Source organism: Phenylobacterium sp. (assembly GCF_024508875.1).
Taxonomy (GTDB): domain Bacteria; phylum Pseudomonadota; class Alphaproteobacteria; order Caulobacterales; family Caulobacteraceae; genus Phenylobacterium.
This window is the reverse complement of sequence record NZ_JANINU010000314.1, coordinates 1-20,163: the sequence shown is the minus strand read 5'-3', so window position 1 is coordinate 20,163 and position 20,163 is coordinate 1. Positions and strand designations below refer to the sequence as shown.

The 20,163-nt window shown below is 69.1% G+C and carries 17 protein-coding genes; 12 read left to right on the top strand and 5 right to left on the bottom strand.

Annotation, left to right across the window (positions count from 1 at the left end; all coding sequences use genetic code 11):
* The 3 genes from ettA to Q0L11_RS20770 form a co-directional block, all read left to right on the top strand.
* The coding region (gene ettA, locus Q0L11_RS20780; RefSeq protein ID WP_296599799.1) for an energy-dependent translational throttle protein EttA at positions 1-1,110 on the top strand (1,110 nt) is incomplete at its 5' end.
* Between the two features lie 202 nt (positions 1,111-1,312).
* Entirely contained in the window at positions 1,313-2,848 is a 1,536-nt protein-coding gene (locus Q0L11_RS20775) for a calcium-binding protein (protein ID WP_296599798.1), read from the top strand.
* A gap of 57 nt (positions 2,849-2,905) precedes the next feature.
* On the top strand, positions 2,906-4,270 hold the full coding sequence (locus Q0L11_RS20770; RefSeq protein ID WP_296599797.1) for a calcium-binding protein: 1,365 nt from the start codon (positions 2,906-2,908) through the stop codon (positions 4,268-4,270).
* On the opposite strand, the gene Q0L11_RS20765 is transcribed toward Q0L11_RS20770, so the two are convergent.
* A complete protein-coding gene (locus Q0L11_RS20765) occupies positions 4,267-5,511 on the bottom strand; it encodes an MFS transporter (RefSeq protein ID WP_296599796.1) in 1,245 nt (414 codons plus the stop codon). The genes Q0L11_RS20770 and Q0L11_RS20765 overlap by 4 nt on opposite strands.
* Before the next feature lie 214 nt (positions 5,512-5,725).
* Between Q0L11_RS20765 and Q0L11_RS20760 the strand changes: the two genes are divergently transcribed.
* The 5 genes from Q0L11_RS20760 to metH are packed head-to-tail and all read left to right on the top strand — an operon-like array spanning position 5,726 to position 11,824.
* Positions 5,726-6,697 carry a metalloregulator ArsR/SmtB family transcription factor gene (locus Q0L11_RS20760; RefSeq protein ID WP_296599795.1) on the top strand — a complete coding sequence of 324 codons (972 nt, stop codon included), beginning with the start codon at positions 5,726-5,728 and terminating at the stop codon, positions 6,695-6,697.
* Complete coding sequence (metF, locus tag Q0L11_RS20755; protein WP_296599793.1) at positions 6,694-7,650, top strand: methylenetetrahydrofolate reductase [NAD(P)H]; 957 nt, start codon at positions 6,694-6,696, stop codon at positions 7,648-7,650. Before Q0L11_RS20760 ends, metF begins: the two co-directional genes overlap by 4 nt.
* Positions 7,647-8,708, top strand: a complete 1,062-nt coding sequence (locus tag Q0L11_RS20750) for a homocysteine S-methyltransferase family protein (RefSeq protein WP_296599791.1) — start codon at positions 7,647-7,649, stop codon at positions 8,706-8,708. Before metF ends, Q0L11_RS20750 begins: the two co-directional genes overlap by 4 nt.
* The gene (locus tag Q0L11_RS20745; RefSeq protein ID WP_296599790.1) at positions 8,708-9,172 is read left to right on the top strand and encodes a DUF6882 domain-containing protein; all 465 of its coding nucleotides are present in this window, start codon (positions 8,708-8,710) and stop codon (positions 9,170-9,172) included. The genes Q0L11_RS20750 and Q0L11_RS20745 overlap by 1 nt, the downstream gene beginning before the upstream one ends.
* Positions 9,173-11,824, top strand: a complete 2,652-nt coding sequence (metH, locus tag Q0L11_RS20740; RefSeq protein WP_296599788.1) for a methionine synthase — start codon at positions 9,173-9,175, stop codon at positions 11,822-11,824. It begins immediately after the preceding gene.
* A gap of 199 nt (positions 11,825-12,023) precedes the next feature.
* On the opposite strand, the gene Q0L11_RS20735 is transcribed toward metH, so the two are convergent.
* The 3 genes from Q0L11_RS20735 to Q0L11_RS20725 form a co-directional block, all read right to left on the bottom strand.
* Entirely contained in the window at positions 12,024-13,298 is a 1,275-nt protein-coding gene (locus Q0L11_RS20735) for an ATP-dependent helicase (protein ID WP_296599787.1), read from the bottom strand.
* A complete protein-coding gene (locus tag Q0L11_RS20730) occupies positions 13,295-15,109 on the bottom strand; it encodes an ATP-dependent endonuclease (RefSeq protein ID WP_296599785.1) in 1,815 nt (604 codons plus the stop codon). The genes Q0L11_RS20735 and Q0L11_RS20730 overlap by 4 nt, the downstream gene beginning before the upstream one ends.
* 171 nt (positions 15,110-15,280) lie before the next feature.
* On the bottom strand, positions 15,281-15,565 hold the full coding sequence (locus Q0L11_RS20725) for a hypothetical protein (RefSeq protein ID WP_296595506.1): 285 nt from the start codon (positions 15,563-15,565) through the stop codon (positions 15,281-15,283).
* A gap of 326 nt (positions 15,566-15,891) precedes the next feature.
* Here Q0L11_RS20725 and Q0L11_RS20720 point away from each other — a divergent pair, with 326 nt between their 5' ends.
* A complete protein-coding gene (locus tag Q0L11_RS20720) occupies positions 15,892-16,269 on the top strand; it encodes a DUF805 domain-containing protein (protein ID WP_296599784.1) in 378 nt (125 codons plus the stop codon).
* Positions 16,270-16,903: 634 nt separating this feature from the next.
* On the opposite strand, the gene Q0L11_RS20715 is transcribed toward Q0L11_RS20720, so the two are convergent.
* On the bottom strand, positions 16,904-17,167 hold the full coding sequence (locus Q0L11_RS20715) for a DksA/TraR family C4-type zinc finger protein (RefSeq protein WP_296599782.1): 264 nt from the start codon (positions 17,165-17,167) through the stop codon (positions 16,904-16,906).
* 415 nt (positions 17,168-17,582) lie between these two features.
* Between Q0L11_RS20715 and Q0L11_RS20710 the strand changes: the two genes are divergently transcribed.
* The 3 genes from Q0L11_RS20710 to Q0L11_RS20700 all read left to right on the top strand — a co-directional run.
* Complete coding sequence (locus tag Q0L11_RS20710; RefSeq protein ID WP_296599781.1) at positions 17,583-18,473, top strand: hypothetical protein; 891 nt, start codon at positions 17,583-17,585, stop codon at positions 18,471-18,473.
* A gap of 126 nt (positions 18,474-18,599) precedes the next feature.
* Complete coding sequence (locus tag Q0L11_RS20705) at positions 18,600-19,250, top strand: response regulator transcription factor (RefSeq protein ID WP_296599780.1); 651 nt, start codon at positions 18,600-18,602, stop codon at positions 19,248-19,250.
* Positions 19,247-20,163 (top strand): hypothetical protein (locus Q0L11_RS20700; protein ID WP_296599779.1); only part of this gene is annotated, 917 nt, incomplete at its 3' end. The genes Q0L11_RS20705 and Q0L11_RS20700, both read left to right, overlap by 4 nt.

Genomic DNA, 20,163 nt, shown 5'->3' with positions numbered 1-20,163 from the left:
CCGACCAACCACCTCGACGCCGAGAGCGTGGCCTGGCTGCAGCACCACCTGGAAGCCTTCCCCGGTTGCGTGATCCTGGTCACCCACGACCGCTACTTCCTGGACCAGGTGACCAAGTGGACCCTGGAGCTCGATCGCGGCAAGGGTATTCCCTACGAGGGCAACTACTCGGGCTGGCTGGAACAGAAGACCAAGCGGATCGTGCAGGAGCAGTCCGAGAGCGAAGCCCGCCAGCGCGCCATGACGCGCGAACTCGAGTGGGTGCGCTCGGGCGCGAAGGCCCGGCAGGCCAAGTCGAAGGCCCGCCTGGCGCGCTACGAGGAGATGGTGCTGGAGCAGGAGAGCTCCCGCCAGGCCCAGACCTTCGCCGCCATCCAGATCCCGCCGGGCCCGCGCCTGGGCAACGTGGTGCTGGAGGCCCAGAACCTGTCGAAGGCCTATGGCGACAAGGTGCTGTTCGAGAACCTGTCGTTCAAGCTGCCGCCGAACGGCATCGTCGGCGTCATCGGACCGAACGGCGCCGGCAAGTCGACTCTGTTCAAGATCATCACCGGCCAGGAACAGCCGGACGGCGGCACGTTCCGCCTCGGCGAGACGGTGAAGCTGTCGTACGTCGACCAGACCCGCGACGCGCTCGACCCGAACAAGACGGTCTGGCAGGAGATCTCGGGCGGGCTGGACGTGCTGGCCGTTGGCAAGCGCGAGATCAACACCCGCAGCTACGTGGGCTCGTTCAACTTCCGCGGCGGCGACCAGCAGAAGAAGGTGGGCCAGCTCTCGGGCGGTGAGCGCAACCGCGTCCACCTGGCCAAGACGCTGACGACCGGCGGCAACGTCATCCTGCTCGACGAACCGACCAACGACCTGGACATCGAGACGCTGCAGAACCTCGAAGAGGCGCTGGAGGAGTTCGCCGGCTGCGCCGTGGTCATCAGCCACGACCGCTGGTTCCTGGACCGCCTGGCCACCCACATCCTGGCCTTCGAGGGCGACAGCCACGTGGAATGGTTCGAGGGCAACTTCGAAGCCTACGAAGAGGACAAGAAGCGCCGCCTGGGCGCGGACAGCCTCATCCCCCACCGGATCAAGTTCCAGAAGTTCGGGCGGTAGAAGCCCCGAGCCGCCGACTCCTGCATCCGGCTCGCCCGTCCGGCGACACCGGTTGCCGGTCGGCGAACCTTCGCCTTAAGGTCGCGGCGGTCGCGCTTCCCGGCGCGGCCGTTTTGCGTCTTGGGGGGACGTCATGGGGGATGGCGTGATTTGGGCGGCCACGGCGAACCGTGGCCTGTCGGGTCAAGGGGCAGGGTCTACGATGGCCGCTTCGGGGGCCGGCGTCGGCCCGGGTGATTTTGTGGGGGCGGATCTGCCTCCTGGCGGCCCAGGCAATGATACCCTGACCGGCGGCAGCGGCGGCGACAGCCTGGCCGGGCTCGAGGGCGACGACCTGATCAATGGCGGTCCTGGCGCCGGCGCCGATACGCTGAGCGGGGGGCCGGGAGACGATACGCTGGAGGGCGGCCGCGGGGACGATCTGATCGACGGCGGCAACGGGTTCGACACGCTGGTCTTCACGGGCGCCACCAGCGGCGTGTTCGCCACGCTGGAGACCAGCCATTCGATCTCGTTCGACACTTTGCTCGGCGAGGACACGCTGGTCAGCGTCGAGAACGTCGTCGGCACCGGTTTCAACGACATCCTGTACGGCGACGCCGCGCCCAACCGCCTCAGCGGGGAGGGCGGCAACGACAACCTGAAGGGTGGTTTCTCCGACGATACGCTGAGCGGCGGCGCGGGCGCGGACACGCTCGACGGCGGCGATGGGGTCGACCGGATCGTTGGTGGCGCCGGCGTGGACATCATGACCGGGGGCGGCGACCTGGACATCTTCGAATTCTCGGCCGGCGACAGCCCGTGGAAGGGCCTGGTCACAGATCTGGACCGGATCCGCGACTTCGGTGACATCATGCTGCTGCGGGGCGGGCCGCCTCCGACGGCCGCCAACTATATCGAAGCGGAGAACAACTTCGTCGACCCGCGAACCCAGGCGGAGGAGTTCTACGCCAAGGGGTACGAGTACATCGCGATCCAGGTGGGTGCGAACATCCACTTCTTCGCACCACGCCTCAACGTCGGAGTGATCTTCGAGAACAACTCGCTCAACTTCATCAGCCTGACGAATTTCCGGACCGAGGCGCCGAACATCGCGCCGACATCGACCGCGACCATGGGCGACGATGCGCTTGCGGGCGTCGGAAACGACACGATCGACGGCTTGGCTGGAGCCGACACGATCACGGAGATCGGCGGGACGAACTACCTCCGAGGCGGCGACGGCGGCGATTCCATCACGGGCGGGGCGGGGTTCGACGACATCAACGGCAACGCCGGCAACGACACCTGCGTGTCGGGTGGCGGGGACGACTGGGTGGTCGGCGGCCGGGACAACGACAGCCTGGTGGGCTCGGCGGGCCAGAACCTGGTCTACGGCAACCTCGGGAACGACACCTGCGAGGGCGGGGACGGGACCGACATCGTCCGCGGCGGGCAGGACAACGACGTCCTGAACGGCGGGGCGGGCGACGACTACGTGTCGGGCGACAAGGGCTCGGATACCGTCACCGGGGGCGCCGGCGCGGACGTCTTCCACACCTTCGGCGACGCGGGCGTCGACCGGGTTCTCGACTTCAGCCTGGCCCAGGGCGACCGCGTCCAGGTCGACCCCGGGACGCGCTATACCGTGAGCCAGGTCGGCGCCGACACCGTCATCGACATGACGGGCGGCGGGCAGATGATCCTGGTCGGCGTGCAGATGAGTTCGCTCACGGCCGGCTGGATCTTCGGGGCCTGACCTGGCGCACTGCTCGCGCTAGGATTGCGGCCTGCCAGGGTTGCGTGGAGTAGAGTCATGGCTGTCATCGTCGCCTCGCGCATCGGAGACACGCTGACCGGCACGGCTGGCGACGACAGCATCACGGGCAGTACGGGCGCCGACGTGATCGATGGCGGCGCGGGCAACGACACCATCGCGGGCGGTGGCGGCATCGGGGGCGATGCGCCGCGCTTCGTCGACACGTTGAACGGCGGCGACGGCGACGACCGGATCGTCGGCACGCTCAGCGGGCGACTGTCGGGCGACGCGGGAAACGACACGCTCGTGGCGACCGCCGACTTCAGCAGCTACACCCTCGAGGGCGGCGCGGGGGACGACCGGCTGGAGGCGGACCCCAACGACAACGGTGCGTTCGCGGACTACATGCGCGCCACGTCAGGCGTGCAGGTGAGCCTGGCGATCGTCGGCCCCCAGGCCGTGGGCGGCGGGCAAGGCATCGACACCCTGGTCGGCATCCGCGGCCTGATCGGCTCGGCCTTCGGCGACACCCTGACGGCCGGAGTGTCGGGCGGCGTGTTGATCGGCGGCGCGGGCGACGACCGCCTGGTAGGAGCCAACGGCGTCGGCAACCAGTTCGACCCCGGCGTGGGGAACGACACGGTGCTCGGCGGCGCGGCGGTCGACTCGGTGAGCTTCGGCGCCACCGGAATTGGCGTGACCCCCACCGGCGGCCTGACCGTCGACTTGCGCAACACCGCCGCCCAGGACGTGGGCGGCGGGATGGGTGTGAAGACCCTGTCCAGCATCGAGAGCGTCATCGGTGGCGGCTTTGGCGATACCTTGACCGGTTCCGATGCGGCGAACGCCCTGAGCGGGGGCGACGGCGCCGACAGCCTGTCGGGCCTCGACGGCAACGACCAACTGGATGGCGGCGGGGGGAACGACACGATGATGGGGGGCGCCGGCAACGACGTGTTCCAGACGCGTGGCGGCCGGGACGTGGTGCGCGGCGAGGATGGCGACGACGCGGTCTTCGCCGGGATTTCCAATAGCGAGCTGCAGGCCCAGGACCTGCATGGCAACAAGGGCGCGGACACGATCAACGGGACGAGCGGCGCCGACACCCTCCGCGGGGGCCAGGGCGACGACGTCCTGCGCGGCGATGCGGGGAACGATTTCCTGGCCGGCGATCGGGGCTCCGACACGCTCACCGGCGGGTTGGGCGCCGACATCTTCCACGCCTGGAGCGGCGCCGGACTGGACCGGGTCATGGACTTCAATGCGGCGGAGGGCGACCGGGTGTTCCTGCTGCCTGGAGCGGCGCCCACGATCGGTCAGGTCGGCGGCGACACCGTCATCGACTTCGGGGACGGCAACCAGATGGTGCTGGTGGGCGTCCAGCTTTCAGCGCTTCCGCCAGGCTGGATCTTTGGGGCCTAGTCCGGGCCGGAAGGCATCGCGCGCAGCCGCTTCAGGGGGCCGGGGAGGCTGAGGAGGGGGGCGATGGCGAGGCCGCCGACGCCGACCCAGATCGCGCCGCGGACGCCGATCGCCTCGCCGAGCAGGCCGCCCGCGAGCGCACCGACGACCGCGAGGCCGCCGCTGACCGCCTTGAAGGTGGCGTTGACCCGGCCGAGCACGCCGGGGGGCATGACGGTCTGGATGAGGCTCGTGCCGAGGATCAGGGTGGCCACGCCCAGGGCGTCGCCCAGGATCTGCGAGACCACCAGGAACAGCATCCCTTGCTCCGGGCTGGGCGGTGAGAGCGGGATGATGGCGATGGACGCCGCCACCAGCACCTGGGCGCCGATGAAGGACCGTCCGACGCCGAGCCGGCCGGACAGCCAGCCGGCCACGACCGCCCCGATCAGCGCGCCCACGCCACCGGCTGCGATGGTCAGGCCGAGCAGCCCCGGGTTCAGCCCCACGACTCGCACGCAGAACAGGATGTAGAGCGCCCCGAACATGCCGCCGGCCAGGGCTTGCATCCAGGAGCTGAGGAAGACCGGCCGGGCCAGCGGGTGGCGCAGGCCGCTCGCGAACCCGAGGCGTACGTCGTCGGTCCACTGGGCGTGGGGCTCGGGGCGGGGCTCCGGCTCCCGGTGGCGGATGGCGGCGAGGAAGACGGCCGAGACGAGATAGGTCGCGGCGTTGACGGCGATCGCGAGCGGTGCGGCCAGCACCTGGAAGAGGGCGCCGGCCAGGGCTGGGCCGCCGATCTCGGCGACCGATTCCGTGGCCGAGAGGCTGGCGTTGGCGCGGGTCAGATGCTCGCGGGCGACCAGTCCGGGCAGGAAGGCGTGGTCGGCGATCTCGAAGAGGACGCTGGCGGCGCCGACCAGCGCGGCGGCGACGTAGAGCTGCGATAGTGTCAGCACGTGGAGCAGCGCCGCCACAGGGATGGAGGCGAGGATCAGGGCGCGGACGAGGTCGGCGGCCATCATCAGGCCGCGGCGTCGGCTGCGATCGACGAGGCCCCCGGCGGCGAGGCCGACGACGAGGGCGGGGCCGTGCGAGAGCGCCGACAGCACGCCGAGCTGGGCGGGGGAAGCCCCAAGGCCGAGGACGGCGGCGATGGGCAGCCCCTCGCGGGTGACGCGGGCGCCGAACGCCGAGACGCCCTGGGCGAGCCAGAGCCGGACGAAGTCACGGTCGCGCCAGAGGGCGCTTGCGGAGGACATGGGAAACCACAGGAGATGGCGGCCATAACGGCCGGTCCCGCGCCGGAGCGCGAGGGCGGGGTGAGCCGATATCAGGGCCGCCGCGCGGGCTCACCGAGCGGCTTAGTCGGCGAACGCCGGTCGCAAGTCAAGTTCGTGCCCCGGCGGGCGCGTCTTTGGAATTCGAATTGCGGGGCCTTGCGGCGAACGACACATAAAGATATCTTTATGTCCGATGGAACTCTCGGCGAAACAGGCTGTCGATGTGCTGCGCGCGGCGGGCGAGCCGACGCGGCTGCGGATTCTGGCGCTGCTGGACCGCGAGGAACTGGCCGTCCTGGAGCTGTGCCGCGTGCTGGACCAGAGCCAGCCGCGGGTGTCGCGCCACCTGAAGCTGCTGGCCGAGGCCGGGCTGGTGGAGCGGTTTCCGGATGGCGCGTGGGTCTTCTATCGCCTGAGCGCGGCTGGCCGCCAGCACGAGGTGGTGGGCGAGGTGCTGGCGCGGATCAATCCTGACGACCCGGTGCTGGCGCGCGATCGCCGCAAGCTGGACGACGTGCAGGCCGAGCGGGCCGCCGCCGCGCAGGCCTATTTCGCCGACAACGCCGAGCGCTGGGACCAGCTTCGATCGCTCTATGTGTCGGACGCCGACGTGGAGGCGGAGGTCGTGCGCGCCGCGGGGCCGGGCCGCTTCCGCCGGATGGTGGACCTGGGGGCAGGCACGGGCCGCATGCTGACGCTGCTGGCGCCGCAGGCCGACCAGGCCCTGGGCCTGGACCTGTCGCAGCAGATGCTGAACATCGCGCGCCGCAACGCCGCCGAGGCGGGGTTGAGCCACGTGGAGCTGCGCCACGGCGACATCTTCGACACGCGCCTGCCCGACGCCAGCGCCGACCTCGTGGTCGTCCACCAGGTGCTGCACTACCTGGGCGACCCGGCGGCGGCGGTGAAGGAGGCCGCGCGGATCGTCGCGCCGGACGGCCGACTCATCATCGTGGACTTCGCGCCGCACAAGCACGAGTTCCTGCGCGAGCAGCATCAACACCGCCGGTTAGGGTTTTCCGACGAGGAGATGGGACGCTGGCTGGCCGAGGCGGAGTTGCCGCGGGTGGGCCTGCGCGACCTGCCGCCGACCCGCGCCGACGGGCTGACCGTGAAGATCTGGGCCGCGCAGCGCGCGCCCACCGCCCTGAGGAGCGCCGCATGAGTCCCGCCCGATCCAGCGCGCCTCTTTCCAGTGCTCTAGGCCCCGTTGCCCGCGCCGGCGTGGGCGGCCAGCCGCGGCCGCGGGTGTCATTCGAGTTCTCGCCGCCCAAGGGGCCGAAGAGCGAGGAGAGCCTGTGGGAGGCGATCCGCCGCCTGGAGCCGCTGAACCCCGAGTTCGTGTCGGTGACCTATGGCGCCGGCGGCTCGACCCGCGAGCGGACGCACCGCACCGTCGTCCGCATCCTCAAGGAGACGTCGCTGAAGCCGGCGGCGCACCTGACGTGCGTCGAGGCTAGCCGCGGCGAGGTGGACGAGGTGATCCAGGACTACTGGAACGCGGGCATCCGCCACATCGTGGCACTGCGCGGCGACCCGCCCGGCTCGCTGGGCGGCGCGTACACGCCGCGCGCCGACGGCTACCAGAACGCCACCGAACTGACCGCGGGGATCAAGGCCATCGCCCCGTTCGAGGTTAGCGTCGGGGTCTATCCGCAGATCCATCCCGAGAGCCCCTCGGTGGAGCACGATATCGAGGTGCTGAAGGCCAAGGTGGACGCGGGCGCCACGCGCGCGATCAGCAACTTCTTCTTCGACATCGACGGCTACCTCCGCTTCGTGGAGCGGATCCGCAAGGCGGGGATCGAGATCCCGATCCTGCCGGGGATCATGCCGGTTTCCAGCTTCGAGGGCCTGTCGAACATGGCCGGTCGGATCGGGGTGGAAATCCCGGCATGGCTGGCCAACCACTTCGAGGGCCTGGACGCCGACCCCGAGACCCGCAAGCTGGTGGCCGCCTCGGTGGCCGCCGAGATGTGCGCGCGCCTCGCCGAGGAAGGCTTTGGCGACTTCCACTTCTACACCCTGAACCGCGCCGACCTGGTGTACGCGATCTGCCGCGTGCTGGGCGTGCGCGAGACCTCCCCCACGACCGAACCCAAGGAAGCTGCGGCATGACCCGCCAGGACCGTATCGCGGCGCTGAAGGCGGCCGCCAAGGAGCGTGTGCTCATCCTCGACGGTTCCTGGGGCGTGATGATCCAGAAGCGGGGCCTGGGCGAGGCCGACTACCGCGGCGACCGCTTCAAGGACGCGCCGGGCCAGCTCAAGGGCAACAACGACCTGCTGTGCGTGACGCGGCCGGACATCATCGCCGACCTGCACGACCAGTACTTCGCCGCCGGCGCAGACATCTCGGAGACCAACACCTTCTCCGCCACGACCATCGGCCAGGCCGAGTACGGCATGGAAGCCGCCGTGCGCGACATCAACCTGCAGGGCGCGAAGATCGCCCGCGAGGTGGCCGACGCCTGGACCGCCAAGGAGCCGCACAAGCCGCGTTTCGTCGCCGGCTCGATCGGGCCGCTGCCGGTGATGCTGTCGATGAGTTCGGACGTGAACGATCCCGGCGCGCGGAAGGTGACCTTCGACCAGGTCTACGACGCCTATCGCGAACAGGTGCGGGCGCTGCACGAGGGCGGCGTCGACATGTTCCTGGTGGAGACGATCACCGACACCCTGAACTGCAAGGCCGCGATCAAGGCGATCATGGACTTGGCTGACGAGGGCTACGAAGAGCTGCCGATCTGGATCTCGGGCACGATCACCGACCGATCGGGGCGCACGCTGTCGGGCCAGACGGTGGAGGCGTTCTGGAACTCGGTGCGCCACGCCAAGCCGTTCGCCATCGGCCTGAACTGCGCCCTGGGCGCCGACCTGATGCGGCCGCACATCGCCGAGCTGGCGCGCGTGGCCGACACCCTGGTCTCGGCCTACCCGAACGCGGGCTTGCCCAACGCCATGGGCGAGTACGACGAACAGCCCGAGCAGACTGGCCACCAACTGCACGAATGGGCCGAGCACGGCCTGGTCAACATCCTGGGTGGCTGCTGCGGAACTACGCCGGACCACATCCGCCACGTGGCCGACGAGGTGCGGGGGCTGAATCCGCGGCAGGTTCCCGAGCGCCCCAAGGCCATGCGGCTGGCCGGCCTGGAGCCGTTCGAGATCGCCTGATGCAAGCTCCCGACTGGTATGACGCGTGGTGCGAGGAGGCCTTCGCCGCCTTCACTGCGAAGCAGCAGCGCATGGACGAGGCGCATCGCCTGGGGTCTTGGCTCCGCTACGACTATGACGCCGCCGCCTGCACGCTGACGTTCTCGGACGCGAACGGGCCGCGCCTGGTGGGCGACATCCAGGTGCTCGGCAGCATAGGCGCGGGCGACTGGCTGTGGGGTTGGGGCAATGCGAAGCTGCCGCCCCAGAGCCTTGAGGCGGCCCAGGCCGTCCGCGCCTTCGGCGCCGAGAATGGCGTCGAGGAACTGACCTCGGACGTGCTCCACAGCGACGATCCGGCCGAGCTGGGCTGGATGCTGGCCGCCATCGCCGCGCGCATCGTCGAGGCCGAGGGCGTCTATAGCGCGCCGACCGAAGACGGCACCGTCTACCTGCTGATCCGATCCTTCAAGTCTGTGAGCTAGATGCGTCCCACCTTCATCAACGTCGGCGAGCGGACCAACGTCACCGGCTCGGCCAAGTTCAGGAAACTGATCGCGGACGGGAACTATCCCGAGGCCCTGTCCGTCGCGCGCCAGCAGGTCGAGGCCGGGGCGCAGGTCATCGACGTCAACATGGACGAGGGCCTGCTCGATTCAGTTAACGCTATGAAAACGTTCCTGAATCTGCTTGCGGCGGAGCCCGACATCGCCCGGGTCCCCATCATGATCGACAGCTCCAAGTGGGAGGTGATCGAGGCCGGGCTGAAGTGCGTGCAGGGCAAGGCGATCGTCAACTCGATCAGCCTGAAGGAGGGCGAGGCCAAGTTCCTGGAGCAGGCGAAGGCCTGCCTGCGCTATGGCGCTGCCGTGGTGGTCATGGCCTTCGACGAGGTGGGCCAGGCCGACACCGCCGACCGCAAGGTCGAGATCTGCAAGCGCGCCTACGACATCCTGGTCCAGCAGGTGGGGTTCCCGCCGGAAGACATCATCTTCGACCCCAACATCTTCGCGGTGGCCACGGGGATCGAGGAGCACGACAACTACGCCGTCGACTTCATCGAGGCCACGCGGCGCATCAAGCAGGCCTGCCCCTACGCCCGCATCTCGGGCGGCGTCTCGAACGTCAGCTTCAGCTTCCGCGGCAACGAGCCGGTGCGCCGCGCCATCCACTCGGTGTTCCTGTACCACGCGATCGCCGCCGGCATGGACATGGGCATCGTCAACGCCGGCGACCTGCCGGTGTACGACGACATCGAGCCCGAGCTGCGCGAACTGGTCGAGGATGTGATCCTCAACCGCCCGGCCAAGCCCGGCGCCGCCTCCAACACCGAACGCCTCGTCGAGCTGGCCCCCAAGTACAAGGGCCAGAAGGGCGAGGCCAAGGTGGTCAACCTGGCCTGGCGCGACCAGCCGGTGGCCGCCCGCCTCAGCCACGCCCTGGTCCACGGGATCACCGAATATATCGAGGCCGACACCGAGGAAGCGCGCCTGGCCGCCCAGCGCCCCCTGCACGTCATCGAAGGCCCGCTGATGGACGGGATGAACGTGGTCGGCGACCTGTTCGGCGCGGGCAAGATGTTCCTGCCCCAGGTGGTGAAGTCGGCCCGGGTGATGAAGCAGGCCGTGGCCTACCTGATGCCCTTCATGGAGGCCGAGAAGGACGGCGCAGAGCGCCAGTCGGCCGGCAAGGTGCTGATGGCCACCGTCAAGGGCGACGTCCACGACATCGGCAAGAACATCGTCGGCGTGGTCCTGCAGTGCAACAACTACGAGGTCATCGACCTGGGCGTCATGGTCCCGGCCGACCGCATCCTCGACGAGGCCGAGAAGAACCAGGTCGACATCGTCGGCCTGTCGGGCCTGATCACCCCCAGCCTGGACGAGATGGTGTTCGTCGCCTCCGAGATGGAGCGGCGGGGCCTGACGATGCCGCTGCTGATCGGCGGCGCCACCACGTCCAAGACCCACACGGCGGTGAAGATCTCGCCGAAGTACCCGGCCGGCTCGACCACCTATGTGCTGGACGCCAGCCGGGCGGTGGGCGTGGTCTCGAACCTGCTGTCCGAGACCGAGAAGCCGAAGTTCCTCGCGGCGACCGAGGCCGACTACCAGAAGGTGCGCGAGCAGTTCGCGCGCGGGCAGGGCAGCCGCGCCCGGGCCACGCTGCAGGAGGCGCGCGACAACGCCTTCACGCCCGACTGGACCGCCTACGATCCGCCGAAGCCGTCGTTCCTGGGGACGCGCGCCTTCACGGCCTACGACCTGCCCGACCTGCGCCGCCACATCGACTGGACGCCATTCTTCGCGAGCTGGGAGCTGGTCGGCCGCTTCCCGGCGATCCTGGAGGACGAGGTGGTCGGCAAGGCCGCCAGCGACCTCTACGCCGACGCCCAGCGGATGCTGGACCGGATCGTCCAGGAGGGCCTGCTCGAAGCGCGCGGCGTGGTCGGCTTCTGGCCCGCCAACACCGACGGCGACGACATCGTGGTCTATGCCGACGAGGACCGCACCACCGAGCTCGCCCGGCTGCACACCCTGCGCCAGCAGATGATCAAGACCGGCGAGGGCCAGTCGAACGTCGCCATGGCCGACTTCGTCGCCCCGGTGGGCACGCGCCCCGACTACATCGGCGGCTTCGCGGTGACCGCCGGCCACGGCGAGTTGAAGCTGGCCCAGCAGTTCAAGGACGCCGGCGACGACTATTCGGCGATCCTGGCCACCGCCCTGGCCGACCGGCTGGCCGAGGCCTTCGCCGAGGCGATGCACCGGCGCGTGCGGACCGAGCTGTGGGGCTATGCCCCGGACGAGCCGTTCGACATCGACCTCTTGGTCGGCGAGCAGTACCGCGGCATCCGCCCGGCGCCGGGCTATCCGATGCAGCCCGACCATACGGAGAAGGGGACGCTGTTCCGGCTGCTGGACGCCACGGCGGCGGCGGGGATCGAGCTGACCGAGAGCTACGCCATGACGCCGCCGGCGGCGGTGTCTGGTTTGTATTTCGCCCATCCGGAAGCGCACTACTTCGGCGTGGGGCGGATCGAGAAGGACCAGGTCGAGGACTACGCGCGGCGCAAGGGCTGGACGGTCGCGGAGGCCGAGCGGTGGCTGGCTCCGATTTTGAATTATGAGGGGTAGGGGGGCGGGGGCCATTTCGTCCCGGCCTAGCGTCTGCGGGAATGCGAGGTCGTGACTCGTAGCTGACCTTCAGAAGGACCGCTCTGCGACAGCGGGCGAAGCTCCGCCGTGCCCTTCGCCAGTAGACTTGAGAAGACCTGGAGAAGGTCGCCTCGGCGTGGGAGGCCTCATGCTTGGACCAGCGTCCCGGGCTTGGGGTTTAGGTAGCGACGATGAACGGCGGACTGCGGAGCAAATTGTCGCTCTGAACGATCACCGTGCACCAACGTCGGGCGCGAGTGATGGCATTGTAGAGCAGGCGCCGCTTGTGTTCTGCATCGCCTCCGACCTGAAACGGCCATAGCACCACTACGCCGTCGAACTCCCTGTTCTTAGCCTGCTGAACCGTCATAGCGGCAAACGTGGGCTCATCGAAATGACCATGCTGACGTCGGACAGCGACCTGCCTGCGGATCAACTGAACAATATCCGCTGCATCAAATTGCACCACGCCAGCAGCCGCCGCTTGCCGCCTCACGCGACCGAGTACAGCGCGGGCGACGCCCCGATCCGGCAGGGCACGAAGAGCCGCAACTGTGTCGGCAAGGTTCGCGGGCTCGTCCAGAACGAGACCTGCTAGGACGGCATCTGCGTCGTCGCTCTCGGATCGCTCCCAGGCGATCCGGAACGGGCCGTTTTGGTGTTGTCCGATGGGTCCAGCTCCGACCCGCTGAACCACGTCCTGCGCGAAGCCGCCTGCCGTTGCTGGCGTAATCACTGCAACGCTGCCGCCGCGACGCCACGCGATGGCATTCGAAAGGGCCGCTGCGGCAAGAGGCGTACCGCGCGCGGCAAATATCCGAAATGCACCGTCAGCCGTCGGCGCCTGGCCCGCCCGGAGGGCACCCGCGGCGGCGAGCAGCGCGTTGACACTCGTGCGGTGCACGCGGTCAAGCGTCACTGGCTCGCAGGCGGCGCGCAACCAAGCCAATGCAGGGCTTGGCCGGAGTGTTTGATCCAGGCATTGAAAGTCGTCGGCCGCGACGAACAGCCGGGCCGCTGGCGTCAGCGCGGCAATCATGCGTAGTCGTTGTGGCTTTAGATCCTGCGCCTCGTCGACGAGGATGATCGGAAAGCTCGCAGCCACCCAGCGCGCGACTTCCGGCTGTTCAAGGAGCAGGCCGGCCAGATCGCAGCATGCATCCCATTCTTCCGTTGGCGGCGGCTGTGCTCCAAGTTCGAGCGCCCGACCCCGCCAACGGGCCACTAGCCGCTGTGCGAAGCTGTCAATCGTCACACAATGCAGTCGGCCGCGAAGGGCGGCGAGACCGTTGAGCTTCTGATGCAGGCGTCGCCGTGCGCCGTGCATGAAAGTGACGGCAAGCACGCGCTGTCCGTCGAGCAACGGTGCCTCATCGAGGGCGGCCTCGACCTCGCTGATCAGCCGCACGGTCTTGCCGCAACCGGCTGCACCTTCGACGGCGAACAGCGTCATGGCCGGAAGGTTCTTACCCTTGGATTGGCATTGGGCTCGGACACGAAGCGAGGAGAGGGCGAGCCAAGCAGAGCGTCGCTAAGTCCGTTGAGGAGTTCCTGTGCCCGCCGCCTACAGAGATCGATGCCACCAATGATGTCCGCCACGGCTTCATAGGCCACAAGGTCACCTTTCAGTCCGCCCGCGGCGCGAATCTCAGACTTCAGGTTCGCTACAAGCGTGGGGATATCCGGCGGAGGTGCGAGCAAGCTGCCCGCTAACGCACCGATGGCTCGGGCAGGATCCGCCTGGAGAATCCACCCCACAACGTCTTCGATCGTCCAGCCGACGGGCCATTCCACGACGGCCTGAGTTTCTTCCCATTGGCGACTGAGCTCGTCGCGGTAGGCTTGACCTGCGGCGTCTCCATCTACGACGGCGCAAAGCCGTGGGTGCAGGCGCTGCAAGGCTGAGATCGATGCGACAATGGCTGCGTCGTGTGTAGGTATTAGGCCGACACGTGCGCTGAACCGGCTCTCTTCGGCTCCCCAGCCTTGCCCGAGATCGACCGCTCGCATCAGCAGCCGCAGCCACTCGAAATCTAAGCGCCCTTCAGGAACGAGAACAGCGTCGTGCATAAGCGCGCTGATTGTGTCCACGCGGTTTAGCTGGAAAAGCTTCCGTATCGCGTTCGGCGCTTCAGCGGGGAGACCACCGGATAACAGTGAGATCGCGTTCAGGCGGCCTCCATCGTTCCGTAGCATGACAACAGAATCGGGACTGGCGGTCGCGGCGACCATCGGCGAGTGCGTCGACACGAAGGTCTGAGATGAGAGCGCCTGTATTCGGTTGACCAAGCGGCGCTGCAACGAAGGAGGGACGTGGAGCTCGGGTTCTTCAAGGGCCATCCAAAACCCTTCACCCGCGGCCGCCCGCTGACGCCCGAATTGCAGCAGCAAGAGCAAGTGCTGGAGAGATAATAGGCCGCTTCCATGCCGCCGAGCAGGGACACCTAGGCCCTCACCTGTCGCGTAGTGAGGCATGACGGCATCAAGGAGGGCCTCGCTGTCAGTAGCGGTGACCCGTAGCTGCAAAGTAGGAGCAGCATGGAAGAAGCCCGCCAGTTCTGCGTTCAAATCCGCAATGATTGGCTGCAGATGCGGGTCACGCTCCAGCGGTTGATTTGGCCGTCGCAGGCGGTCGCGTTCGTCCAATACCGACTCTGACGGCTGGCCGCCCGCAGAAGCGATGACTCGCCGGAATAACTCCGACCCGAAGGACACGACACGATCCCAGGTTCGGCTCGCTGGAACCAGAAAGTAGCCAATGTCGCGAATGAGACGCGACGGAACGAGGGTGGCGGATTCATCGACGAAAAGATCGCCGATGGCATCATCATCGTGGAAATAGCGAAGTGTCTCGACCTCTAGTTCGCTCCGGTCGAAGCGCGCCTGGAATCCAATCTGACAGGCGAGCTGCGCGCCATCGGCAGGGCGAGCCGCCGTGACCTCTCCAGTGGCCGGGTTCCACCATTTCGGGATTGCACGATCATCTCTGAACCAGTCCGGATGATTGGCGAAGTTGTCGTCCTCGAACCCGGCGATAGTAGCAATAAGGCGAATACGGTCGATGGGCTGCGGGTTGCCGCCATAGAAATCATGCTCAGTAAGCGTTCGCACCATCCGATCTCGCCCGAAGAGCAAGGCCAACGCCTCGATGATCGTGGTCTTGCCGCTGTTGTTTGGGCCAACAAGGATAGTGTGTTGCCCAAATCTTATACGCCCATCTCGAACGCCTCGGAAGTTCTCGATGCGGAGCTCTACGACGTGCATGATGACTCCCCCCGGAGGGCAGCCTAGCACGTGTGACGGAAAATCACGCCCGCTAGGCGCGAGTCGGCGGGCGTCGGCTCTTAGGCAAGGTTTAGAACCAACGAGGCAGGCCGCTTCGAATGTCCGGTCTCCGCCCTGACTCCAAGGTCTTCTCTTGGCGTTCAGCGGGCTTTAGGTCTCCGGCTCACCCCGCTTGCCAAACAGAATTTCCGACACGCGCCCGCCGTCGATGCCGAAGCGGCGGCCGATCTCCCGCTGCGGCATGTTTGGGTGCAGGCGGGCGAACCGTTGGACGCGAGCCGCGATCGCCATGTCGACTGGACGAGCCCGAGGCGACGCGCGGCGCCCATGATACTGACGCTTGGTTTCTTCGGCGAGTTGCGCCAGTTCCGGAAGTCCGTGCTCGATCGCGAGTTCATGGAGGCGAGAACGGATTTCAGGGATCGTGCGGCTCATCGTGCTTTCCGTTGTTGTTGCGGGCACGGCAGAGCTGGTGACCTTAAGGCTCATCTTCAATAGCGATGTTCGAAGAACATTGCGCGACAGATTGCGCCGAGGAAGGAACGTTCGCTTCTGGACCTGATCCCAACTTGCGCTCCTGGCGCGTTCCCGCCGTCGCTGAATCCCTCCCGCAGCATGCCAGCCTCTTCCGCTTCCTCAAGGACGGCGCGCCTAGGGGCGAGGGCGGGAGCTTGGGCGCGGGCCGGACCGGCGCTAGCGTGGCGCCGGGAGCCGTTATGGGGCGGGCTATGGGGTGGATCGGGCGCGGGCTGAGGCTGCGGTTGAACCGGCGCTATTTCTGGGCCGGGTTCGTGCTGTTGGCGCTGGCGACGGCCGCCGCGAGGGACGCCTATCCGTGGGTGCTGAACGGGGGCTTCGTCCTGCCGTGGGTGTTGCTGCACGGCGGCCGGCTGCACGACCTGGGAGTGCGGGGCCTGTGGGCGGCGGGCGCCGTCACCGTCGCGCTCGTGGTGCTGATCGTCGTGGCGGTGTCGATCCCGGCTGGGAGCCCCATGGTCGCGGGCCTGGCCGCCGCGGTTAGCTTTCTCGGGCTGGCGATCTTCACGCTTTGGCTGGGGGCGCGACCGGGCGATCCCGGGCCCAACAGGTTCGGGCCTCGTCCCGACGGGTGGCGGCTGTTCTCCGCTGAGGCTGGGTAGCGGCTCGGGCGGGACCCCCTCCACCGCCTTCGGCGGTCCCCCTCCCCCGAGGGGGGGAGGAATGGGCTGGCCGTGGGCTTCAGGGGGTGTGTCCTGGCCGACGGCGCGCCTAGGGGCGAGGGCGGTCTGGAACGACAAAGAGCCCGAGGGCGGCCGGTCGCGGCGCCGCTCGGGCTCTCGAAACACGCGGGCGCTCTACCGCTGAGCTATGGCCCCCTGCGCCCGCGGGCGAAAAGGGATTGGTGGAGCCAACGGGGCTCGAACCCGTGACCTCCCGCTTACCTCGATAACGTAAGATGACATTAGCTTGTAGTGGCGGTTTCGTCAAGTAAAAAAGCACGAACAACAGAATTGTTGGTTCTGTCGACTATCGGTGTGCTTCCAGCGCGATGGAAAATGGGCGCCGTGCTGGCGATCTTCTTGCTGGCGCGATGGGTTATGCTGCGCGGGTGGGGCGGGGTGCGCCCCCTCCACCACGCTGCGCGTGGTCCCCCTCCCCCGAGGGGGGAGGAATGGGATGGTGGGTGGTGGGCGGTGGCGCTGGGGGAGGGGGACCCCCTCCACCGCCTTCGGCGGTCCCCCTCCCCCGGTGGGGGAGGAACGGGCGGGTCGGTGGCTTTTGTGCTGCCGCCCTCTACCGCAGTTGGCTGTCCTTGCTGCCGCGGCGGTTGAGGGTGGTGTGGACGACGCGGCGGTCGCGGGCGGACTGGCAGGCGATGCAGGTGTGGGCGCCCGGGAGGGCGCGGCGGCGGGCGGCGGGGATCTCGTCGCCGCACTCGACGCAGTGATCGGCGCCTTCGCCGGTGGGGAGGCGGGCGCGGGCGTTGCGGACGGCGTCGGTGACGGTGTCTTCGATCTGGTCGAGGACGGCGCCTTCGTGGGCCCAGCCGGTGGCCATGGGGTCTCCAGGTTTGTGTGGGGATTCATGGGGTTAGGTGGGGATTGGGTGGGGTGGGTTCAAGGGTTGGCGGGGTGGGGTGGGGGTGGGTGGGGACCCCCTCCACCACGCTGCGCGTGGTCCCCCTCCCCCGAGGGGGGAGGAGGAGCGGGGTTGTGGGCGTTTGCGCTGGGGGAGGGGGACCCCCTCCACCGCCTTCGGCGGTCCCCTCCCCCGAGGGGGGAGGAATGGGGATGGGTGATTGTTCGTGATTTGTTCTTGACATTTGCGCGGGGATTTGGGAGAGTTCGGTCAGGGTTCCGATCTGCGTCCTGGGCGCGGCGGGACCCTTTTTCGTTTCGGCGTGGCCGTTCGCGGGCGGCCCGAGGGCGCGGAGGGATCGATGGACGGTGAGGGTTTGGCGGCAGGAGCTGCCGTGAAGGCGGCGGGGGCCGTGGGGCGGCCGGGGCGGGCGGCGCCGGGGGTGAGCGTCTATTCGGAGGCGGTGGGGCGGGAGATCTGCGCGGCGGTGGCGGCGGGGCGGTCGCTGATGGAGGTGTGCGCCGAGCCGGGGCGGCCGCACCGGACCACGGTGCGCGGGTGGGAGCGGGCGCATCCCGAGTTCGGGATGGCGATGCGCGAGGCCTATGCGCAGGCGCGGCTGGGGGCGCGGATGCGGGACCGGCAGGCGCGGGCGGAGTTCGAGGCGCGGAAGCTGGCGGTGAGGGGTGGGGCGGGCCCAGGGACTGGCGCGGCGCGGCGGCGCGGGGGCAAGGCGTCGAGCTATACGCGGGCGCTAGGGGCGCTGATCTGCGCGCGGCTGGCGCAGGGGGAGAGCCTGACGTCGATCACGCGGGATGAGGCGATGCCCTGCTACGGGACGGTGTACGGCTGGCTGAAGCGGCATCCCGCGTTCGAGGCGATGTACGTGGAGGCGCGGGAGGCGCAGGCGGAATACCTGTTCGACGAGGCGCGGGACGTGGCGCTGGCGGCGTCGCCGGCGACGGTGGCGCTGGCGCGGCTGCAGTTCGACGTGATCCGCTGGCAGGCGGCGCGGCTGAGCCCGAAGAAGTACCTGGAGCGGCTGGTGGTGGTGGACGCGGTCGCCGGGGCGAGGATCGCGGCGGCCGAGGCGGAGGCGCGGGCGCGGCAGGCCGAGCCGCCGGTGTCGTACAGCATCACCCACTTCGAGGTGATGGACGGGCGGGTGCTGGCCGCGCCCCCGCGCAACGAACGGGAGGCGCAGGCCTGGGTGGAGGCGACCGGGGCGCCCTATGCCGAGGGGATCGGGCCCAAGGGACAGATCCGGCCGCCGCCGTTGTTCTGAGGCGGATCGGGCGGGTGAAATCGCTTTGCGGGGAGGCGGTATCGGCGTGTGCTGGGCGCCGGAGGTTGATCCGGCTCCCGGTTTGCGCCCGAATGAGGCTGCGCGGGCCGGACCGAAGGGGGACATGTGAGGTTAGGGGTCGTCATCGTCGAGGATGATCCGATCGTCGCCGCCCACGTGGCGCGTGGCGTGGCGGCGCACGAGCGCCTGGCGGTGGTGGGCGCCGCCGCGAGCCTGGCCGAGGCGCGGTCGCTGATGGATCGGAACGCGGACCTGTTCATCCTGGACCTGGGCCTGCCCGACGGCAGCGGGATCGACCTGATCGAGGCGATCCGGGCCCGGGGCGGCCGGCAGCCGAAGGTGCTGGTGCTCTCGGTGCTGGGCGACGAGGAGACCGTGCTGGCCGCCGTCCTGGCCGGCGCCGACGGCTATCTGCTGAAGGACCTGGACACGCTGGACATCGGGCAACAGGCCGCCGACGCGCTGACCGGCGGGGCGCCGCTGTCGCCCAGCATCGCCGCCTATGTGCTGCGCCACCTGCGCCGCCGGGAGGGGCGGGAGAAGCCGGAGGAGCGCGACCCCATCCTGTCGCCGCGCGAGATCGAGCTGCTGCAGCTCCTGGCGCGGGGCTACAGCAACAAGGCCGCGGCGGCGGAGTTCGGCATCTCCCCGCACACCATCGGCGACCATGTGAAGTCGATCTATCGCAAGCTGCGGGTCACCAGCCGCGGGGAGGCGATGGTCGAGGCTATCCGCAGCGGGCTGCTGCACCTGTGACCGCGGCCGGGCGGCCGGGGCGCTGGCGCCGCGCGCTGGCCATCATCCTGGGCGCGCAGGCGCTGTTCTGGGGGGCGTACGGCCTGATCGTCGTCGGCCTGCGCGAGGCGGGGGCGCGGGAGGGCCAGCGCCTGCCGGCGTCGGCGGCGGCGCTGCCTTCGGAGCCCGGCCGCGCCGGCGCCTATGTGGCCAACCTGTCGGACCCCGCGATCCTGCGCATCCCCGGGTGGCAAGCGGCGATCGTGTCGCCGGGCCAGGCGAGCCTGCTGTCGCGCGGCGAGGGCGGCGGCGGGACGGGGCGCATGTCGCTGACCTGCCTGGACGGGCCGTGCCGGGGCGAGCCGGTCGCCTACGCCGGCCCCATCGGGCAGATGCGCCGGGCCGCCGCGGCAGAGCGGCTGCAGCGCTACGACATGGTCTGGCTGGCGGTCGCCCAGGCGGTGATCCTGGGCGCGGCGCTGCTGGTCCTGTTGCCGGTGAACCGCGACTCGCGACTGCAGGCGGCGACCGGCGTGTTCATGATCCTGGTCGGCGCGGACGCGTGGCTCACGACGTTCGGGGCCGAGGCCCTGCCGGGCGCCGGCTTCCCCTTGCTGCGCTATGGCGTGGAGTACCTGATGCTGGCCGCCGCCGCGGTCTCGGTGAACGCCTTCGCCGGCTGGCGGCCGCGGGAGGCCTGGGCGGCCGGGGGATGCTTCGGCGCCGCCTTCGCCGTGCTGGTCGCGACGCGGCTGTCGGGCGGGCGCTTCGACGTCGTGACGCCCTGGCTCGACGCCATCGCGGTGCCCCTGTTGACCGGCTACGGCGCCGTCGCCCTGCTGCGGATGGCGCGCACCGCGCCGGGGCCGGCGATCCGGGTGCTGGCGCTGCTGCTGGTCGGCCTGGCCTCGATCGTCTTCGACCTGTTCCTGTT

Excerpts from the sequence above, each read along its gene's own strand:
- Q0L11_RS20775 (WP_296599798.1), top strand. The coding sequence starts at position 1,313 with ATGGCCGCTTCGGGGGCCGGCGTCGGCCCGGGTGATTTTGTGGGGGCG.
- Q0L11_RS20770 (WP_296599797.1), top strand. The coding sequence starts at position 2,906 with ATGGCTGTCATCGTCGCCTCGCGCATCGGAGACACGCTGACCGGCACG.
- Q0L11_RS20765 (WP_296599796.1), bottom strand. The coding sequence starts at position 5,511 with ATGTCCTCCGCAAGCGCCCTCTGGCGCGACCGTGACTTCGTCCGGCTC.
- Q0L11_RS20760 (WP_296599795.1), top strand. The coding sequence starts at position 5,726 with ATGGAACTCTCGGCGAAACAGGCTGTCGATGTGCTGCGCGCGGCGGGC.
- metF (WP_296599793.1), top strand. The coding sequence starts at position 6,694 with ATGAGTCCCGCCCGATCCAGCGCGCCTCTTTCCAGTGCTCTAGGCCCC.
- Q0L11_RS20750 (WP_296599791.1), top strand. The coding sequence starts at position 7,647 with ATGACCCGCCAGGACCGTATCGCGGCGCTGAAGGCGGCCGCCAAGGAG.
- Q0L11_RS20745 (WP_296599790.1), top strand. The coding sequence starts at position 8,708 with ATGCAAGCTCCCGACTGGTATGACGCGTGGTGCGAGGAGGCCTTCGCC.
- metH (WP_296599788.1), top strand. The coding sequence starts at position 9,173 with ATGCGTCCCACCTTCATCAACGTCGGCGAGCGGACCAACGTCACCGGC.
- Q0L11_RS20735 (WP_296599787.1), bottom strand. The coding sequence starts at position 13,298 with ATGACGCTGTTCGCCGTCGAAGGTGCAGCCGGTTGCGGCAAGACCGTG.
- Q0L11_RS20730 (WP_296599785.1), bottom strand. The coding sequence starts at position 15,109 with ATGCACGTCGTAGAGCTCCGCATCGAGAACTTCCGAGGCGTTCGAGAT.
- Q0L11_RS20725 (WP_296595506.1), bottom strand. The coding sequence starts at position 15,565 with ATGAGCCGCACGATCCCTGAAATCCGTTCTCGCCTCCATGAACTCGCG.
- Q0L11_RS20715 (WP_296599782.1), bottom strand. The coding sequence starts at position 17,167 with ATGGCCACCGGCTGGGCCCACGAAGGCGCCGTCCTCGACCAGATCGAA.